The organism is Flexivirga sp. YIM B11880 (assembly GCF_058148645.1).
In genome coordinates this window covers 100474-116583 of sequence record NZ_JBMAMH010000010.1, presented here as the reverse complement: position 1 = coordinate 116583, position 16110 = coordinate 100474, and the positions used below count along the sequence as shown (strand labels likewise).

Annotated in this window: 22 protein-coding genes and 1 tRNA gene; 12 read left to right on the top strand and 11 right to left on the bottom strand. The window is 66.8% G+C overall.

What is annotated here, in order from left to right; translation table 11 throughout:
* Nucleotides 1-4: 4 nt before the first annotated feature.
* Nucleotides 5-772: an SDR family NAD(P)-dependent oxidoreductase gene (locus tag ACN8HC_RS14855; protein ID WP_490075616.1), complete on the bottom strand. Its 768-nt coding sequence runs from the start codon at nt 770-772 to the stop codon at nt 5-7.
* Between the two features lie 149 nt (nt 773-921).
* Between ACN8HC_RS14855 and ACN8HC_RS14850 the strand changes: the two genes are divergently transcribed.
* On the top strand, nt 922-1683 hold the full coding sequence (locus ACN8HC_RS14850) for a helix-turn-helix transcriptional regulator (protein ID WP_490075615.1): 762 nt from the start codon (nt 922-924) through the stop codon (nt 1681-1683).
* 44 nt (nt 1684-1727) lie between these two features.
* Here ACN8HC_RS14850 and ACN8HC_RS14845 read toward each other — a convergent pair whose 3' ends face one another.
* Nucleotides 1728-2609, bottom strand: a complete 882-nt coding sequence (locus tag ACN8HC_RS14845) for a LysR family transcriptional regulator (protein WP_490075614.1) — start codon at nt 2607-2609, stop codon at nt 1728-1730.
* A 70-nt stretch (nt 2610-2679) separates the two neighbouring features.
* Between ACN8HC_RS14845 and ACN8HC_RS14840 the strand changes: the two genes are divergently transcribed.
* Genes ACN8HC_RS14840 through ACN8HC_RS14825 form a run of 4 tightly spaced genes read left to right on the top strand, consistent with a single transcriptional unit; the run spans nt 2680 to nt 5503 of the window.
* Nucleotides 2680-3876 (top strand): thiolase family protein, encoded by a 1197-nt coding sequence (locus ACN8HC_RS14840; RefSeq protein WP_490075613.1) that lies wholly within the window; start codon nt 2680-2682, stop codon nt 3874-3876.
* Nucleotides 3877-3887: 11 nt separating this feature from the next.
* Nucleotides 3888-4568, top strand: a complete 681-nt coding sequence (locus ACN8HC_RS14835; protein WP_490075612.1) for a 3-oxoacid CoA-transferase subunit A — start codon at nt 3888-3890, stop codon at nt 4566-4568.
* The gene (locus ACN8HC_RS14830) at nt 4565-5254 is read left to right on the top strand and encodes a 3-oxoacid CoA-transferase subunit B (RefSeq protein WP_490075611.1); all 690 of its coding nucleotides are present in this window, start codon (nt 4565-4567) and stop codon (nt 5252-5254) included. The genes ACN8HC_RS14835 and ACN8HC_RS14830 overlap by 4 nt, the downstream gene beginning before the upstream one ends.
* 39 nt (nt 5255-5293) lie before the next feature.
* A complete protein-coding gene (locus ACN8HC_RS14825) occupies nt 5294-5503 on the top strand; it encodes a dodecin (protein ID WP_490075610.1) in 210 nt (69 codons plus the stop codon).
* Between the two features lie 23 nt (nt 5504-5526).
* On the opposite strand, the gene ACN8HC_RS14820 is transcribed toward ACN8HC_RS14825, so the two are convergent.
* Complete coding sequence (locus tag ACN8HC_RS14820; RefSeq protein WP_490075609.1) at nt 5527-5883, bottom strand: thioesterase family protein; 357 nt, start codon at nt 5881-5883, stop codon at nt 5527-5529.
* Nucleotides 5884-6010: 127 nt separating this feature from the next.
* Here ACN8HC_RS14820 and ACN8HC_RS14815 point away from each other — a divergent pair, with 127 nt between their 5' ends.
* From ACN8HC_RS14815 to ACN8HC_RS14800, 4 genes are all read left to right on the top strand, one after another.
* A complete protein-coding gene (locus ACN8HC_RS14815) occupies nt 6011-6286 on the top strand; it encodes a hypothetical protein (protein ID WP_490075608.1) in 276 nt (91 codons plus the stop codon).
* Between the two features lie 180 nt (nt 6287-6466).
* Complete coding sequence (locus ACN8HC_RS14810) at nt 6467-6685, top strand: DUF3311 domain-containing protein (protein WP_490075607.1); 219 nt, start codon at nt 6467-6469, stop codon at nt 6683-6685.
* Nucleotides 6682-8208 (top strand): sodium:solute symporter family protein, encoded by a 1527-nt coding sequence (locus ACN8HC_RS14805; protein ID WP_490075606.1) that lies wholly within the window; start codon nt 6682-6684, stop codon nt 8206-8208. Before ACN8HC_RS14810 ends, ACN8HC_RS14805 begins: the two co-directional genes overlap by 4 nt.
* 77 nt (nt 8209-8285) lie before the next feature.
* Complete coding sequence (locus tag ACN8HC_RS14800; protein WP_490075605.1) at nt 8286-9062, top strand: enoyl-CoA hydratase; 777 nt, start codon at nt 8286-8288, stop codon at nt 9060-9062.
* A gap of 3 nt (nt 9063-9065) precedes the next feature.
* Here ACN8HC_RS14800 and ACN8HC_RS14795 read toward each other — a convergent pair whose 3' ends face one another.
* Nucleotides 9066-9584 (bottom strand): MarR family winged helix-turn-helix transcriptional regulator, encoded by a 519-nt coding sequence (locus ACN8HC_RS14795; RefSeq protein ID WP_490075604.1) that lies wholly within the window; start codon nt 9582-9584, stop codon nt 9066-9068.
* Nucleotides 9585-9696: 112 nt separating this feature from the next.
* Between ACN8HC_RS14795 and ACN8HC_RS14790 the strand changes: the two genes are divergently transcribed.
* The 3 genes from ACN8HC_RS14790 to ACN8HC_RS14780 all read left to right on the top strand — a co-directional run bounded on the left by ACN8HC_RS14790 (nt 9697) and on the right by ACN8HC_RS14780 (nt 11162).
* The gene (locus tag ACN8HC_RS14790) at nt 9697-10542 is read left to right on the top strand and encodes an aminotransferase class IV (protein ID WP_490075603.1); all 846 of its coding nucleotides are present in this window, start codon (nt 9697-9699) and stop codon (nt 10540-10542) included.
* Nucleotides 10543-10552: 10 nt separating this feature from the next.
* Complete coding sequence (locus ACN8HC_RS14785) at nt 10553-11002, top strand: TIGR02611 family protein (RefSeq protein ID WP_490075602.1); 450 nt, start codon at nt 10553-10555, stop codon at nt 11000-11002.
* A gap of 86 nt (nt 11003-11088) precedes the next feature.
* A tRNA-Val gene (locus ACN8HC_RS14780) sits at nt 11089-11162 on the top strand.
* Nucleotides 11163-11355: 193 nt separating this feature from the next.
* Here ACN8HC_RS14780 and ACN8HC_RS14775 read toward each other — a convergent pair.
* The 7 genes from ACN8HC_RS14775 to ACN8HC_RS14745 all read right to left on the bottom strand — a co-directional run bounded on the left by ACN8HC_RS14775 (nt 11356) and on the right by ACN8HC_RS14745 (nt 16108).
* The gene (locus tag ACN8HC_RS14775; protein WP_490075601.1) at nt 11356-11880 is read right to left on the bottom strand and encodes a hypothetical protein; all 525 of its coding nucleotides are present in this window, start codon (nt 11878-11880) and stop codon (nt 11356-11358) included.
* A complete protein-coding gene (locus ACN8HC_RS14770; protein ID WP_490075600.1) occupies nt 11873-12370 on the bottom strand; it encodes a hypothetical protein in 498 nt (165 codons plus the stop codon). The genes ACN8HC_RS14775 and ACN8HC_RS14770 overlap by 8 nt, the downstream gene beginning before the upstream one ends.
* Nucleotides 12370-13344, bottom strand: coding sequence for a hypothetical protein (locus ACN8HC_RS14765; protein WP_490075599.1), 975 nt, complete (start codon nt 13342-13344; stop codon nt 12370-12372). The genes ACN8HC_RS14770 and ACN8HC_RS14765 overlap by 1 nt, the downstream gene beginning before the upstream one ends.
* A gap of 63 nt (nt 13345-13407) precedes the next feature.
* Nucleotides 13408-13812 (bottom strand): hypothetical protein, encoded by a 405-nt coding sequence (locus ACN8HC_RS14760; RefSeq protein WP_490075598.1) that lies wholly within the window; start codon nt 13810-13812, stop codon nt 13408-13410.
* On the bottom strand, nt 13809-14249 hold the full coding sequence (locus ACN8HC_RS14755; protein ID WP_490075597.1) for a hypothetical protein: 441 nt from the start codon (nt 14247-14249) through the stop codon (nt 13809-13811). Before ACN8HC_RS14755 ends, ACN8HC_RS14760 begins: the two co-directional genes overlap by 4 nt.
* A complete protein-coding gene (locus tag ACN8HC_RS14750; protein WP_490075596.1) occupies nt 14246-15898 on the bottom strand; it encodes a hypothetical protein in 1653 nt (550 codons plus the stop codon). Before ACN8HC_RS14750 ends, ACN8HC_RS14755 begins: the two co-directional genes overlap by 4 nt.
* Before the next feature lie 9 nt (nt 15899-15907).
* Nucleotides 15908-16108 (bottom strand): hypothetical protein, encoded by a 201-nt coding sequence (locus ACN8HC_RS14745; RefSeq protein ID WP_490075595.1) that lies wholly within the window; start codon nt 16106-16108, stop codon nt 15908-15910.
* Nucleotides 16109-16110: the final 2 nt, after the last annotated feature.

The following is a 16110-nucleotide window of genomic DNA, read 5'->3' as shown; positions in this document are numbered from 1 at the left end:
TCGATCAGACGGCGGTGTAACCGTTGTCGACGAACAGGTGGGCGCCGTTGACGAAGCTTGCGTCATTGCTGAGCAGGAAGAGGGCGGCGGTGGCGACCTCTTCCGGTTCGCACATCCGGCCCTGATCTGCAGCGATCGCCGCGTCGGAGACATCGACGCCGTGCTGCGTGAGCAGGCTGACCTCACGCCTTCCGTGGTCGGTCGCGATGAAGCCAGGGCACACGGCGTTTGACCGAATGTTCTGGTCACGGAACTCCACGGCGAGGGCCCGAGCGAACATGTGACAGGCACCCTTGCTCGTGCAGTAGAGGACTTCCATCGGCGTGCCGACGACACCGGAGATCGAGGAGGTGCTAACGATGCTGCCGCCGCCGGCCGCGATCATGCCCGGCAGTACCGCCTTGGTGACCAGGAACATGCCGCGAACGTTCACCGACATGATGCGGTCCCAGTCCTCCACCGTGGTGTCCAGGAACGGCCCGGCGGCCAGGATCCCGGCGTGGTTCATCAGGGCGGTGATGTTGCCGAACTCGTTCTCGACCGCGTCCACTGCTGCGGTGACCTCGTCTGGTCGGGAGACGTCGGCCGGGGCGAACACCGCGTCGAATCCGCCGGCCTGCAGCTCCTTGGCCACGACGGCACCGTCGCTCGACGGCAGGTCGAGGATGCCGACGCGGGCGCCTTCGCGGGCGAAGAGCCGGCTCGCGGCCAGCCCGCAGCCGCCCGCACCTCCCGTGACCAGTGCGGTGCGTCCTTCGAGTCTGCCTGCCATGCTGAGTGTCCTCCGTCCGTGACCCGCCGGCTGCTGGCGCCGGTCGGTTGTGATCCAGGACACTAGGCGCGACCTGCGCGTCCGAGCCATATACCGAAAGGCATAACTTTCGTGGAGAGCCGCCCATGACCCCAGAGGAGATTGGCACCGTGGCGACCCTGGTTGCCGAGCTGGGTGCGGCTGGATTCGGTTCTGCGGCGGACCGATTCATCGGCGACCGGGCGGTCGTCGACATGACCTGCATCTTCGCGTTCCATCCGGCCTCGCCGCCGTTGCTCATCCATGACGGATACAGCGCGAGCGTGTCCCGCAACGCGTTGAGTTCCTATCTCAAGGGCGGCTACCTGCTCGACCCGTTCTACGTCGCCTGCACGACCGGTGTCGACGACGGGCTGTGGCGTATGGCGGAGATCGCACCGGATGCATTCTTCGCGTCGGACTTCGCCGCATCCCACGAGGTCCATCCCTGCATATCGGACGAATCCGGAACGTTGATCGAGGAAATCGGCTATCTGGTGACGCTGGCGGACGGCTGGCGAGCGACCTACTCACTCATGCGCAACCGGACGTCGGAGGCGTTCTCCGCGGACGAATTCGCCACACTCGCCGAGCTCGCGCCCCTCGTCGACGCACTGTTGCGACGGCATGCGGAACTGGCGTCGGTGATCTCTGCCGAACCGCGCGGAGGCGAGGTCGATTCCGTGCTCGAGACGGCGTTTTCGGGCCAGCTCACCCCGGCCCAGTTTCGCGTCGTGAATTTGATTCTCCGGGGACACAGTAATCAATCGATCGCGAAGGAGTTGCACATTTCCGAGGGCACGGCGAAAGTGCATCGGCACAATGCATACGAGCGCCTTGGGGTCACCAGTCAGTCGGAGTTGTTCCGGATCTTCATCGATTCGTTCGAGTAGAACGCTTTTGTGGAACGGTGCTCGGGGCGGGGAGAAGCCGATCCCTACGTCAGCGCTCGTATGACGCCGACGGCGCGTGCCAGGTGTGGTTCGTGCCGGCCGGCGCGGTGCGCGACTGCGAGCGGGACCGTCTCGGCCGGCTGCACCAACGGCCGGTAGACAACGCCGTCCAGCTGCAGGGCCTGCACCGGCTCGGGGACGATCGCGACGCCGAGGCCGCCGGCGACCAGTGTCACCAGCGTCGAGGTCTCGCCGACCTCGTGTCGGATGTGCGGTTCGATGCCGGCGTCGTGCAGCAGGCGCAGTGCGACGTCATACATCACCGACCGGCGGTCGGCGGAGTGCACGATGAGGTCGCTGCCGGCCAGTTGCGTGACCCGGACGCGTGGCGCCGAGGCGAGGGGGTGAGCCGCAGGCAGGGCGACGACGAGGCGGTCGTGCCGGATCGGCTCCACGGTCAGGCCGAGGTCGGCGACCGGCGGCCGCAGGAGCGCGACATCGATGTCGCCGTTGCGCAGTGCGGTGACCTGATCGGGCACGAGCATCTCGCCACGGAACGCGAAGTCGACGCCCGGCAATTCGTCGGCGAGGCCGCGAGAAAGCTGCGGCAGCAACGAATAGGTCGCCGAGCCGACGCAGCCGATCACGAGCCGCCCGACCACTCCGGCGGCGACGCGGCGCGCATGCTCGGAAGCATCGGCCAGCTCCTCCAGCAGCCCGCGGGCCCGCTCCAGATATGCCAGCCCGGCGGTCGTCAGCGTGACGTGGCGGGTGCTGCGGTGGAAGAGCTCGATGCCGAGTTCGCTCTCCAGTTGCCGGATCGCCTGGGACAGCGGCGGTTGCGCCATGTGCAGCCGCTCGGCGGCTCGGGTGAAGTGCTGCTCCTCGGCAACGGCGATGAAGTAGCGCAAGTGACGCAATTCCATATGCACAGGCTCTTAATCGTGGGTGATATCGATACTTCAGAATATCCGTCGTCGACGCTAACTTCGACGTATGAGCTCCTACATCTATGCAGCGCGCCGAACTCCCTTCGGCAAGTTCAACGGTGGGCTGGCTGACGTTCGTCCGGACGACTTGGCAGCACACGCGATTCGGGCGGTGTTGGCCGATGTCCCGGACCTCGACCCCGCCGCGATCGACGACGTCGTCTGGGGCAACGCCAACGGCGCAGGTGAGGAGAACCGGAATGTCGGGCGGATGGCGGCTCTGCTGGCCGGCCTGCCGACGTCGGTGCCCGGCACGACCGTCAACCGGCTCTGCGGCTCCAGCCTGGACGCGGCGATGATGGCGAGCCGGCAGATCGAGACCGGCGACGCGGAGATCGTGCTGACCGGCGGCGTCGAGTCGATGACGCGTGCTCCCTGGGTGTTGCCGAAGCCGAGCCGCGCCTATCCCGCCCGGGACGTCACCGCCGTGTCCACCACGCTCGGCTGGCGCCTGGTCAACCCGGCGATGCCGAAGGAGTGGACCGTCAGCCTCGGCGAGGGCAACGAGCAGTTGCAGGAGCGCTTCGGGATCAGCCGCGAGCGGCAGGACGAATTCGCTGCCCGCTCACACCAGTTGGCCGAGGAGGCTTGGCAATCCGGGTTCTACGACAGCCTCGTCACCGCGGTCGAGCGACCGAAGGGCGACGCGGTCACCCGCGACGAGTCCATCCGGCCGACGAGCACCGTCGAGGTCCTCGCCGGCCTCAAGCCGGCGTTCCGCCCGGACGGCACCATCACCGCCGGCAATGCCTCCCCACTGAATGACGGTGCCTCCGCGGTGTTGCTCGGCTCGGAGGCGGCCGCCCAGCAACTGGGCACCGACCCGCTCGCCCGCATCGCCGGACGCGGCACGATGGCGCTGGAGCCGCAGGCCTTCGGCTACGCGCCGGTCGAGGCCGCCAACCGCGCCCTGGCGCGAGCCGGCATCGGCTGGGACCAGGTCGGACGGGTCGAGCTCAACGAAGCGTTCGCGGTCCAGTCCCTGGCCTGCGTCGACGCCTGGCCGATCGATCCGTCGATCGTCAACACCCGCGGCGGTGCGATCGCGATCGGTCACCCGCTCGGCGCCTCCGGCGGACGCATTCTCGGCACACTCGCCAAGGTGCTCCGGGAGGACAATCTCCGGTATGGCGTGGCCGCCATCTGCATCGGCGTCGGCCAAGGCCTCGCCGTGGTGCTCGAGAACCCGGCGGCCTCCGAGTGAGTGCCGCGGTCATGTGCGACACGGTCGACGAAGCGGTCGCCGGCGTCGAGGACGGATCGACCGTGCTGGTGGGCGGATTCGGCCTCGCCGGGATGCCGTTCGACCTCATCGACGGGTTGATCCGGCAGGGCGCCAAGGACCTCACCATCGTGTCCAACAACGCGGGCAACGGCGAGGTCGGCCTGGCTGCTCTGCTGAAGGCCGGCCAGGTGCGCAAGGTCGTGTGCTCGTTTCCGCGGCAAGTGGATTCGTTCATCTTCGACGAGCTCTACCGGGCTGGGAAAGTCGAACTCGAAGTGGTGCCGCAGGGCAACCTGGCCGAGCGGATGCGCGCTGGTGGAGCCGGTGTCGGGCCGTTCTACTGCCCGACCGCTGTCGGCACCCCGCTCGCCGAGGGCAAGGAGCTGCGCAGCTTCGACGGCCGCGACTACCTGCTGGAGTACCCGATCAAGGCGGACTACGCACTGATCTCCGCCCATCGCGCGGACACCGTGGGAAACCTGGTCTACCGCAAGACCGCGCGCAACTTCGGGCCGGTGATGGCGACCGCCGCGACGACGACGATCGTGCAGGTCACCGAGATCGTGCCGGTCGGCAGCTTGGACCCGGAATGCGTTGTCACGCCGTCGATCTACGTCGACCGGGTCGTCGCCGTGGAGGCACGGCGCTACACCGTCGAGGGGGCCCGATGACCAGCGAGATCCACCAGCCGATCGAACACCTGGACCGCGCACCGCTCGACATGAACGAAGTCGCGGCCGTCGTGGCGCGCGACATCCCTGCCGGTGCGTTCGTCAACCTCGGCATCGGGCAGCCCACGAAAGTGGCCGATCATCTTCGTCCGGAGCAGGGGGTGACCCTGCACACCGAGAACGGCATGCTCGGCATGGGCCCGAAGGCAAGTGGTGAGCAGGTCGACCCGGACCTGACCAATGCCGGAAAGGTGCCGGTGACCGAGTTGCCGGGGGCGGCATACTTTCACCACGCCGACTCGTTCGCGATGATGCGCGGCGGCCACCTCGACGTGTGCGTCCTTGGCGCCTACCAGGTGTCGACGCACGGCGACCTCGCCAACTGGCACACCGGAGCACCCGGGGCGATCCCTGCGGTGGGTGGCGCGATGGACCTTGCGATCGGCGCACGCCAGGTGTTCGTGATGATGTCGCTCTTCACCAAGCAGGGGGAGCCCAAGATCGTCTCCGAGTGCACCTATCCGCTCACCGGCGTGGGATGCGTCAGCCGGATCTACAGTCCTGATGCGGTGATCGACGTCGGTCCGGAGGGAGCACGCATCCGGCAAACCTGGGGCACGAGCGCGACCGACCTCGCTGTGCGGCTCGGCATCTCTGGACGGGCCCGGCCCCTACGGCAAGAATGAGCCGGTCGGAGCACCGCAGACCCGCGAACGGAGCACCCCATGGCAAACCACGCCTACGGCATCTCGGAGATCGTCGGAAGCTCACCGGAGAGCATCGAGAGCGCGGTGACCAACGCGATCACCCGGGCGGGCAGCACCGTCCGCAACCTCGACTGGTTCGAGGTGGAGAACATCCGCGGCCAGATCGAGGGCGACGCGGTCGCGCACTGGCAGGTCACCGTCAAGGTGGGCTTCCGCATCGAGGACTAGCTCCTCGCGGAAATCGTGCGCGGTCAGCCTCGGAGCGAGGAGACGAAGCGCTCACGATCGACCACCGCTCGGACGATCGCACCGCCACCGATGCGCTCACCGGTGTCGTCGACGGCGTTGACAGCGAAGGAGATTCGCCGCCCGCCCTCGTCCGGTTGTGCCTCGGCACTGATCTCCACCGAGGTGCCGACCGCGCTGGGGCGGGTGTGCTCGATCTGGATCGACGTGCCGACCGTGGTCTGCCCCGGCCGGAGGTATGGCGCCGCCGCGACGACGGTCGCCGCCTCGAGCCAGGCAATCAGGCGCGGGGTGGCGAGCACCGGCACGTCCCCGCTCCCGACCGCCGACGCGGTGTCCGCATCGGTCACCTGATGGCGCATCGTTGCCTCCACGCTTGCCGTTGTGCCTGTCGTGACTGGTGCCGGGCAGCGTACCGCCCCTAGCGTGGGAGAGCCGCCCGTCATGACCCGGCGGGGCCGAAGCAAAGACGACGAAAGGGCATCTCCGATGAGTCAGCACGACGATTTTGAGCCGGACCAGTCCGCCGGCCGAGCCGGTCAGGGCGGCTTCGGGGGGCAGCAGACCAACGAGAGCCAGTCGGCCGGCAGCTTGGGTGATGAAAGCGACGAATCGGATTCCAGCAGCGAGGATTTCGCCGACGATACGGACTCGGAGCAGGCGGAGTCCGACGACACGTTCTCCGGGCAGGACGGCAGCGACGGCCAGTCGGACGCCGGCCAGGCCTACCGGGCCGACACCGAGGCCGGGCCCGACCTCTCCTGACCGGAGCGGGACCCCGGGGCCGCGACGTTCGGTCGATGTCCCGTTCCGCATGTCGACGCCGAACGGCGGGCGCCCAACCGGCGGTCGGGCTCTTGACAGCGATGAGTCACGCCTGTTGGATGCCACGTGATGGAAGAAGTATTTCACAATACGGAATTATCCGCGAACAGGAGCCCACGCATGAGCAGACTTCGTCAACTACATCTCGCGCTTGCGGCGATCCCCTTCATCCTGATGCTGGTCTGCACGCCGTTCCTCAACCGCACGACACCGACCATCGCGGGCTTCCCGTTCCTGCTGGTCTGGATCGTCGTCGCCGTCGTGCTCACCTCGGTCTGCATGGGAATCGTCTACAAGACCGATCCGGCCAACTCCGTTGACGAGGAGCCGCAGGCATGAACGTCGCACTCGCGATCCTGGTGATCTTCTTCGCCGCATCCCTCGGTCTCGGCCTGTGGTCGCGCCGAGGTAAAGACATGGACATGGAGGGTTGGAGCGTCGGAGGCCGCAATCTCGGCTCGATCATCGTCTTCTTGCTGCTCGCCGGCGAGATCTACACGACGTTCACCTTCCTCGGCGCGTCCGGGTGGGCGTATGCGCACGGCGGCGCCGCCTTCTACATCCTCTGCTACGGCAGCCTCGCCTACGTCATCTCCTACTGGCTCGCACCGGCGATCTGGCGCTACAGCAAGAAGATGAGCCTGCTGTCCCAGCCGGACTGGTGGGTGGCGAAATACAAGTCGCGCACCAGCGGCACCGTCGTGGCCATTGTCGGCATCGTCGCGATGATTCCCTACCTCGAGCTGCAGCTGGCCGGTCTCGGCATCATCGTCAACGCCACGTCATACGGGAAGATCTCGACGACCGCCGCCGAATGGTGCGGCACCGTCGCGCTGGTCGCCTACGTGGTGGTGTCCGGCATACATTCCGCGGCCAGCAACGCGGTGGTCAAGGACATCATCGTCCTGGTCATCGTGGTGGTCCTCGGCATCTACTTGCCCCTGCATCTCGGCGGCGGCTTCGCGCACCTCTTCCACGAACTGGACGGCAACAGCCTGCCGGCAGCCTGGTCGAAGGGTGGCGTCTCCCTCCACCTGAGTGAATCCGGTTACGACATGGGCTGGTTCATCAGCAACATCCTGATGTCCACGCTCGGCTTCTTCATGTGGCCGCACTACTTCGGCGCGGTGTATGCCGCCGACAACCCGAAGACGTTCCGCCGCAACGCGGTCTTCCTGCCGCTCTACCAGCTGGTCATCCTGTTCGTCTTCTTCATCGGTTTCACCGCGGCTCTCGCGCTGAAGGTCGCACCGAACGGTGGCGCGAACAACGCATTGCTCGAGATCGTGACGCAGGCGTTGCCGCAGTGGGTCGTCGGACTGGTCGGCGCCGCGGGGTTGTTCTGTGCGCTGGTGCCCGGGGCGATGTTGCTGACGACGTGCGGCACGACGATCTCCTCGAACCTGTACAAGCCACTCTTCCCGAAGGCGTCCGAGGCGTCGGCCAGCCTGGTCGCGAAGGCGTCCGTCCCGGTGGTCGCGCTGGTCTCGCTGTTCCTGCTCTTCCAGGGTGGGCAGGCGATCGTCAACCTGCTGCTGCTCGGCTACGCGTTCGTCACCCAGCTGCTGCCGTCGATGCTGGCCAGTCTGCTCAAGAGGAATCCGGTCAGTTCGTGGGGCGCGACCGCCGGCATGGTGGTCGGCGCGCTGCTGGTGACCTGGATGTCGCTCGACAGCTCGATCTACCACAAGGGCATCACGACCTTCGGCATCCTGCCCGGGCCGTTGCAGCACATCGCGATCGGCATCGTGGCCCTGATCGCCAACGCCATCGTGATGATCGTGGTCTCGGCGCTCACGCCGGGCAGCAGGCCGGCTCCGGAGGGAGATGCGAGCGACGAGGTGGCCGCGGTCACCGTCTGACCGTGACATGATCGTGGCTGCGGCTCCGGCCGCAGCCACGAAACCGGTTCGTGAGCAACGCTTTCCAAGGAGTGACGGTGACCGACTTCCAGACGATCCTGGTCGAGCGCAACGGGCGCACGGCGACAATCACGCTCAACCGCCCCGAGGCGCTCAACGCGCTCAACTCCGCGGTGATGACCGAGGTGGTCGCGGCGGCCGAGTCCCTGGACCAGGATCCGGAAGTCGGCGCCATCATCCTCACCGGGTCCGAGCGCGCGTTCGCCGCCGGCGCGGACATCAAGGAGATGGCCGACAAGACGTTCGCCCAGGCGTATGGCGACAACCTCTTCGGCGCCTGGGAGCGCCTGACCCGCGTCCGCACGCCGATGATCGCGGCAGTCGCGGGTTACGCGCTCGGCGGCGGCTGCGAGCTGGCGATGCTCTGCGACCTGATTATCGCGGCCGACACCGCGAAGTTCGGGCAGCCCGAGATCACGCTGGGCGTCATACCGGGCATGGGCGGCTCGCAACGACTCACCCGCGCGGTCGGCAAGGCCAAGGCGATGGATCTGGTGCTGACCGGCCGGCAGATAGGTGCCGAGGAGGCCGAACGGTCGGGGCTGGTGGCGCGCGTCGTGCCGGCCGACGGCCTGCGGGCCGCGGCTCAGGAGGTGGCGGACAAGATCGCCAGCATGTCGCTGCCGATCGCCATGATGGCCAAGGACGCGGTCAACGCGGCGTTCGAGACGACGCTGGCCGAGGGCGTGCGGTTGGAGCGGCGGTCCTTCCACGCCGCGTTCGCCACCGACGACCAGAAGGAAGGTATGGCGGCCTTCGTCGAGAAGCGCGCGCCGAAGTTCACCGGGTCCTGAGGCTCACCACTCCGAAGGTTCCGCGAAATCGCCTGCTTCCTGGCGTAACCGAGCCAGGATGCGCAGCAGGGGACGCAGGTCTTCGCTGTCCAGGCCGGGGTCGCTGAAGAGCGTCTTGTTCAGTTGCTCGGTCGCGACCAGGGCGAGTTCGTGCCCTTCGGCGGTGATCTCGATGAGCGTCGTGCGGCGGTCGGTCGGGTGCGGGGCGCGGCGTACCAGGCCGACCTTCTCCAGCCGGTCGACCGCATTGGTGACGCTGGTCGGATGGACCTGCAGCCGTGCGCTCGCCTTGGCCATCGGCAGTGCGCCGGTGCGGGTGAAGTGCAGCAGGGTGAGCAGTTCGTAGCGGGCGAAGGTCAGGCCGAGCGGCCGGAGGACCTCCTCGGCGCGCGCGATGAAGATCTGCTGGGCCCGGATGACCGACGTGATGGCGGCCATGCCGTCGGCATACGCTCCCCATCCGTGGGCCGTCCACTGGCGGCGCGCCTCGGCGATCGGGTCGTGGGGGAGCGAGCTCGGCATACCGCAGATTGTTTCATCACTGCCCGGTGCGGCGTCGTGGCGCTGCGGCATCCGGACCAGCGGGTCCCCACCCTGGTGCCGAGTGACAGGATGAAGTCACCAATCTCGAGCGATGCGGAGGCGGACAATGGGCGTGCGGGTGTGGGTCGACGGGGAGTTGGTCGACGACAAGCCGAGCGTGCGAGCACTGGACCACGGAATCACTGTCGGCGACGGCGTTTTCGAGACGGCGAAGGTCGTCGACGGCAAGCCGTTCGCGATCGACCGCCACAACGACCGGCTGGACCGCTCGCTGCACGGCCTGGGGCTGCCGTCGGCCGATCGCGCTCGGCTGCAGGAAGGTTTCGACGCCGTCCTGGCCGAGCACCTGGACTTCGGCCGCCTGCGTTACACGGTGACGGCCGGCGAGGGACCGCTGGCCTCCGACCGCAGCAACGGCCCGCTCACCTACATCGTCGCGGCGATGCCGGTGGACCGTCCCGCGCCGACGACCAAGATCGTCGTGGTGCCGTGGACGCGCAACGAACGCAGTGCGGTCGCCGGGCTCAAGACCACCTCGTATGCCGAGAACGTCGTCGCCCTCGCCGCCGCCAAGAAGGAAGGCGGCTCGGAGGCGATCTTCGCCAACACCCGCGGGGAGCTCTGCGAGGGCACCGGCTCCAACATCTTCGTGGTCGTGGACGGGGAACTGCTCACGCCGAAGCTGGAATGCGGTCCGCTTGCCGGCATCACCCGCGCGCTGACGATCGAATGGAGCCGCGAAGCGGGCATCCCGGTGCGCGAAGAGGTGCTGCCGATCGACGTCCTCGACACCGCGGACGAAGTCTTCATCACCTCCTCGACACGCGACGTGCAGGCCGTGCATGCCGTGGGCGACCGCGAGCTGACCGCGCCGGGACCGGTGACGGCCGCTGCTGCCGAAGCGTTCGCGAAGGCGTCGGCCGCGGGTCGCGACTGATCGGTCGCCGATGGTCACACCGGTGCCGGAGGAGCAGGTGGAAGACGTCGAATCCGTAGAGGTGCACGAGCGATTCGCCTGGCGGCCCAGAATTCGTGCCAATCCCACGGCATACCTCTTCTATCGGGTGGGAGTGGCCGCCGCCGGCGCGGTCGTCATCGCGGCGGGCATCGTGTTGTTGCCGCTGCCCGGGCCGGGTTGGGTGATCATCTTCGTCGGGCTGGGCATCTGGGCGACCGAGTTCGCCTGGGCCAGGCGACTGCTGCGCTTCGCACGGGAGAAGGCGCGACTGTGGACGGCCTGGATGGGGCGACAGGGGTGGTTTGTCCGCGGGCTCGTCGGATTCGCCATCGTGCTGCTCGTCGTGGCGTGTTTTTGGCTGGTCTTCCAGGTGAGCGGGGTGCCCGGCTTCCTGCCGGACAGGGCCGACGAGTGGCTGGGTCGTGTGCCGGGGTTGTGAGTCCACCCGATTATGCGCCGGTGCCCGCCGTCGGCTAATGTTGGCGCTCGCAGCACGGACCGTATGACGGCCTCGTCGCGGCGCCCGGATGTGTAGCTCAGCTGGTTAGAGCGTTCGCTTCACACGCGAGAGGTCAGGGGTTCGAGTCCCTTCACATCCACCCGGAATTGCAACGCTAGAGCGAGTCGAGGTCGCTGAATTACCCAAGCGTTACCCTGCACGAAATGACGAAAGCGCCCCTCGCCTCCGAATAGGCGAGGGGCGTTCGTTCGCTGGGGACGCTCACTCGGGGTCCCAGATGACGGTGATGCTGTCGAGGTCCATGGTTCCTCCTTCCGGTGGTCGGGTGGCGGTCACCACCAGGGCGGCACGTCGCGTTCTTGGATGACCGCGCGTAAATCGTTGGGTGTGACCCGTGACGGGTCCTTGGTGCACAACGGGATTCCGGCGCGGGCGTAGCACACGGCCACGAGTTGCGAGCAGATCACCGTGTGCGGGTCGTTGAGCCTGCCCCGGACCCACCCGGAGTGGAGGCCGAGGGCGTCGAGGCCGATGGCGAGGTCGTCGCCCCAGCCGTACGGGGTGCCGATGAACTGGCGCGCCTGGGATGCGAGGTTGTCGCGTTGGGCGTTCGTGAGTGGTGCGTGTGACCAGAGCAGCCGGGCCGGCCGGGCCGGGTCGTAGGAGTCCAACTGCACGTACCCGGCGCCGTGTGGTCGGGCTTCGATGCCGCGCCCCTGGTCGACGCAAATGAGGGCGTGGTACGCGGGGCCGCGGGTGACTAGCTCGATGAGTGCGGCGCCCCAGTTGCGGTCCTGGACGGCCTGGGCGAGGGTGCCGCAGACGACGGCGAAGTCGCCGGGGCGTGGCTCAGGCACTGGCGTCCACGGCCGCGGTTGCTGCGGCGGCCCGTGCGTTGTTCTGGGCGTTGGACTGAGCGCGCACGGTCTCGATGGCGGCCTTGAGTTGCGCCTTCACCGGGTCCTCAGCCGGCGCAGGTGCAGGCTCGGGCGCAGGTGCCGGCTCCGGCGCGGGTGCCGGCTCCGGTGTGGTGTCGGCTGCGATCGTCGCGTCATCGATCGGCGCATCCGTCGGTGCGGCGGCGTCCTTGAATGCGGCGCGATCGATGCGAGGCTTCACGTCCACGTAGACGGTCCCGGCCTTCACTGCCGCCGATGCCTTGCCCTTCGCGTTCGGGGTCACCGACGCGCGCACGATCAGGCCGCCGATGATCGGCACGACGGCGGTGATGACCGCGACCAACTGGTCCTGGGTGTCGGTGCCGATGATCCCCAGCGTGGCAGCCGCACCGACGAGCGCGACCAGGACGGACGTGACGACGGCGGGTTCGTTCTTGAGCTTGTTCATCAGAACTCCTTGCTTCCGGATTTGGCGGCATTGAGCGCGCGCTGGAGCGCCTGCACGCCGGATGACGGGTGCGACCACACGCCGTCGATGGGTGTGCCGAGGTGGCGTTGCACGGCGGCGGTGGTGTGTTGCTTGGCGGTGGCGTGGGCGGTGTTGTCGAGGTCGCACACGCCGTCCACGACGAGCTTGTTGCCGTTCTCGTCCCGGCAGCCGATCCGGTTGAGGTAGGTCTGGACGGCGACGATCAGGTCGTGGCGGCCGGTGTGGGTGCCCATGACGGCGGCCCACCGGTTGACGGTGTTCTGGCCCAGGTACCCGTCGACGGCGAGCTTGCTGGGCGTGGGCTTGGGTGCCGGGTTGGCGCCGCGCATGGCCGACCACAGGTCCATGGTGTGCGGCCACGTGCCGGGGTCGCCGTGCACGTCCGGTTTCGGTGCGTGCTGGTGTCCGAGCCATCCGGAGTAGCCATTGAGCGCGGCCTGCGACAAGCGCACGCCGTTGTCTGCCCACGCCGACTTGGGGTATGCCTCCCAGGTGACGGACGACTGGATCGGGATGGCGTTGGCCTGCCCGATGATCGCGAGGGATTCGGCGATGTAGGCGAGTTCGTCGGCGCCCATCCGCTCCAGGTAGTAGGACTGCATGCCGTACTTGATGGCGTAGGCGAGGTCGCAGAACCCGACGATCTCGATCTGGACGTAGGCGTCGTTGTTGGCCATGGTGGCGCGGGAGGCGATGTCGGCGGGGACGTGCTGGTAGCGCCGTTTCCGCCACGGGTCCACGGTGAAGTTGGGGTTGACCCGCCCGCCCTGGTAGGCGGGCAGGGACGATCCTTCAGTGGAGTGGATGAGCCCGCGGTGGCCGCTGATGGGTTGCGGTCGTCCGTTGGTGTAGGCGCACGCGTAGCCGAATCTGCTTGTGTACGCGTCGAATTGATGCGTGTTGCGGGTGAACTCGTTGAGCCACTTGGGCATGACGTCTCCTTGCTGGTGCTGGCATGGGAAAGCCCCGGCCGGATCGGTCGGGGCTGTGACGGTTCAGGGGTGGCGGTCGTCGTCGTCGAGGGTGTCGGCCCATCCGGGTAGCCCGGTGAGCCAGTCGGGGCGCCTCGGTGGTGGGGGTTTCGCGCCGCCGTCGATCCAGCGCCAAAAATCCCGGATGTGCCGGACAGCGCGCGCCATCTGCTGCTCGAGGGCTTTGATCGCGTCGTCCTGGCCGCGGGAGTGTGCGCGTTCGGTGCCGAGGTCGGTTTCGAGTGACTCCACCCGTTTCTCGGCGGCGGTGAGCCGGTCCTCCATGTTGGCGAGGGTCCGCCACGCTGCAGCGCCCGGTATTTCGGTGCTGGTGTCCTGGGCGGAGCGGTTGACGTGGCGTGCGGTGAAGAACCCGACGACGAGGGCGCAGAAACCGCCGATTGCGGTCATGATCTCGGTGAGGCTCACTGGTCGGCCCCCTTCTCGAAGGTGGGCATTTCGACCGGTTCACGCCACCCCGATATCACCAGGATCAGGGCGAGGATGCCGTAGTTCACGCACCCGGACAGGACCAGGACGAGCAGGGCGCGGCCGGGTGTGCCGTTCAGGGCGGCCTCGACGGTTCCTTCGGCGACGGCGACGGCAACGAAGAACGCCATCACGTACACGGCGGCCCAACCGGCCGCGTCGTGCCCTTGCCGGCGGAACGCGGCCCAGACCGCGACGAGGCCGCTGACCGTCCACCCGGCGCACTGCAACTGCCAGCCGTGGGACAGGACCCAGAAGTGCGGGACCGGGGTGTGCGTCAGCCAGGTGAGCGCGGCCTCGCACAGCCACATGACGCCGAGGATGAGCAGGGACGCCCCGCGGCGGCCGAGACGGTGACGGGCCGGGTCAGTGTTCACTTTGCCACCCACCCTGTATTACCGGTTCCAGACTCCTTCACCCACAACGTCGACCCCGCAGAACCGTTATTGCACAAGTAAATCGACCCGACAGCCCCCGTCACAACACCATTGGGGGAACCAGCACCACTACTAATCGACGGAGACGATGAGGTCGGGCCAATGAACACCGAAGCCGGGTTACTTCCGGTGACATCCTTGAGGAACAAACGGTTCTGCCACATGTAATGGTCACCGGTCGCCGCCTGATGCCCCACGCCACCTTTGCCCAGCCACAACGACCCGTTTCCAGTGACCGACGCGGTATAAAACCGTGGCCCGTTAGCAGTCGAGTCCGACTCCCAAGACGACGCAGAATGAACCACCCGCAGATAGGAGTCGCGCCACGAGTTGGTGGTGGTCCCGGAGTTATCGATCACCGCAGGATCAGAGGCCGCCGACACCGACCCGCGCAGGTCCACGTCCACATAGTTCACGCCCGACGCGAGAGTGACATTCTTCCCCCGGTATCCCTTCACGCCGCGGATCGAATTGTACGATTGGCGCACATCCACCCCGGTATCAATGCTGTTAGTGCTCCCCCCGTTCCCAGGGATCACACCCGTGATCGTGTTGCCACCGATACCGCCAGTGGACGACCCGGTGTTGTTCAGCCGGATATAGGATGTGCCCGAAGCGCCTGATTCCTTGGCGCAGTCAAAGAACTGAATGTCAGAAATCGATGTCGAGTGCCCGCCATGGGAGATGAGCGTACCGCCGTTCGGGACGTGCAAATTCTCGAACCACCATGAGTCGATGTGGTTGTAATTGTCTGGATAGGTTGCGCCGCCCGAAATTACGATAGCGCCCGAGGGCCCAACGTCACCGGACGCCAACTGTGATCGGAAACCAAAACCGCGGAACCTGTTTCCGTTGCATTCGACCGCCCGGAAGTACGGAACGTCATTCGAGTTAGCGTCGACCGGCGTGTTGAAGATGATCCGGTCGAAATCCGACAGGTAACAGGACGAACCGTTTCCGTCTGAAAGATCCAGGCATGGACCTCCCGTCCCCTGGATGGATATGTCACTGAACGTGGCGGAACTCATCGATTTGATTCTGATTCCAGCATTATTCAAGGTCGGGTCAGGTTGTCCGCTCCCGACGACCTGGAAATGCCCGTGGAACGCCTTGCACCCTGCCCCAGGCTGTGGAGTTACCCAGCCGGTGAAGTCGATGACCGGGCCGCTCTGACTGGACGCGTGGATCACCGTCCCCGACGGTGACGAGGAACTGCTTCCGTGGGAGCCGTCACCTTGGATCATCACTGATTTCCCCGCCAGGGAAAGACCAGCACCCACGTCATAGGTCCCGGCCGGCAGATAGAGCACGGTCCCGACTCCGCGTGCCTCGGCATCCGATAACGCTGCCAGGATGGAAGCACTCGAAAATCCGTAGTTCGCTACGTTGACGGGCTGCTTCGGGCGATCGGTGTACCGGGCATCCAATGCCGCCTGAGTCTGCGACCCCGAGGCGATGATCGGCGCGATCGTGGCATCATTCGCCGTCAACGACTGCACGGTCGCCGCGGCAAGCCCCTGCTCCAGGTTGTTCAGCGCGGTCGAGTCGAGCTTGTCGTGCCGTGACCAAACATGCGGGGTGTACGTCATCGAATACCCTTACTGTGCGTTCTGGACGGCGGCAAGAATGGTGGCGCGGGACCCGCCAGCGGCGAGGAACACCGATGCAAGAGAAGCAGCCTGATTCGGCAAGCTCGCAAGATTCGACCGTCGAACCTGCTCCGTCGAAATAGCCGACCCCAAAGACGCGAGATCAGTATCCGAAAGCGTCGTCACGTCGACACCGACAACAGTGGTCACGT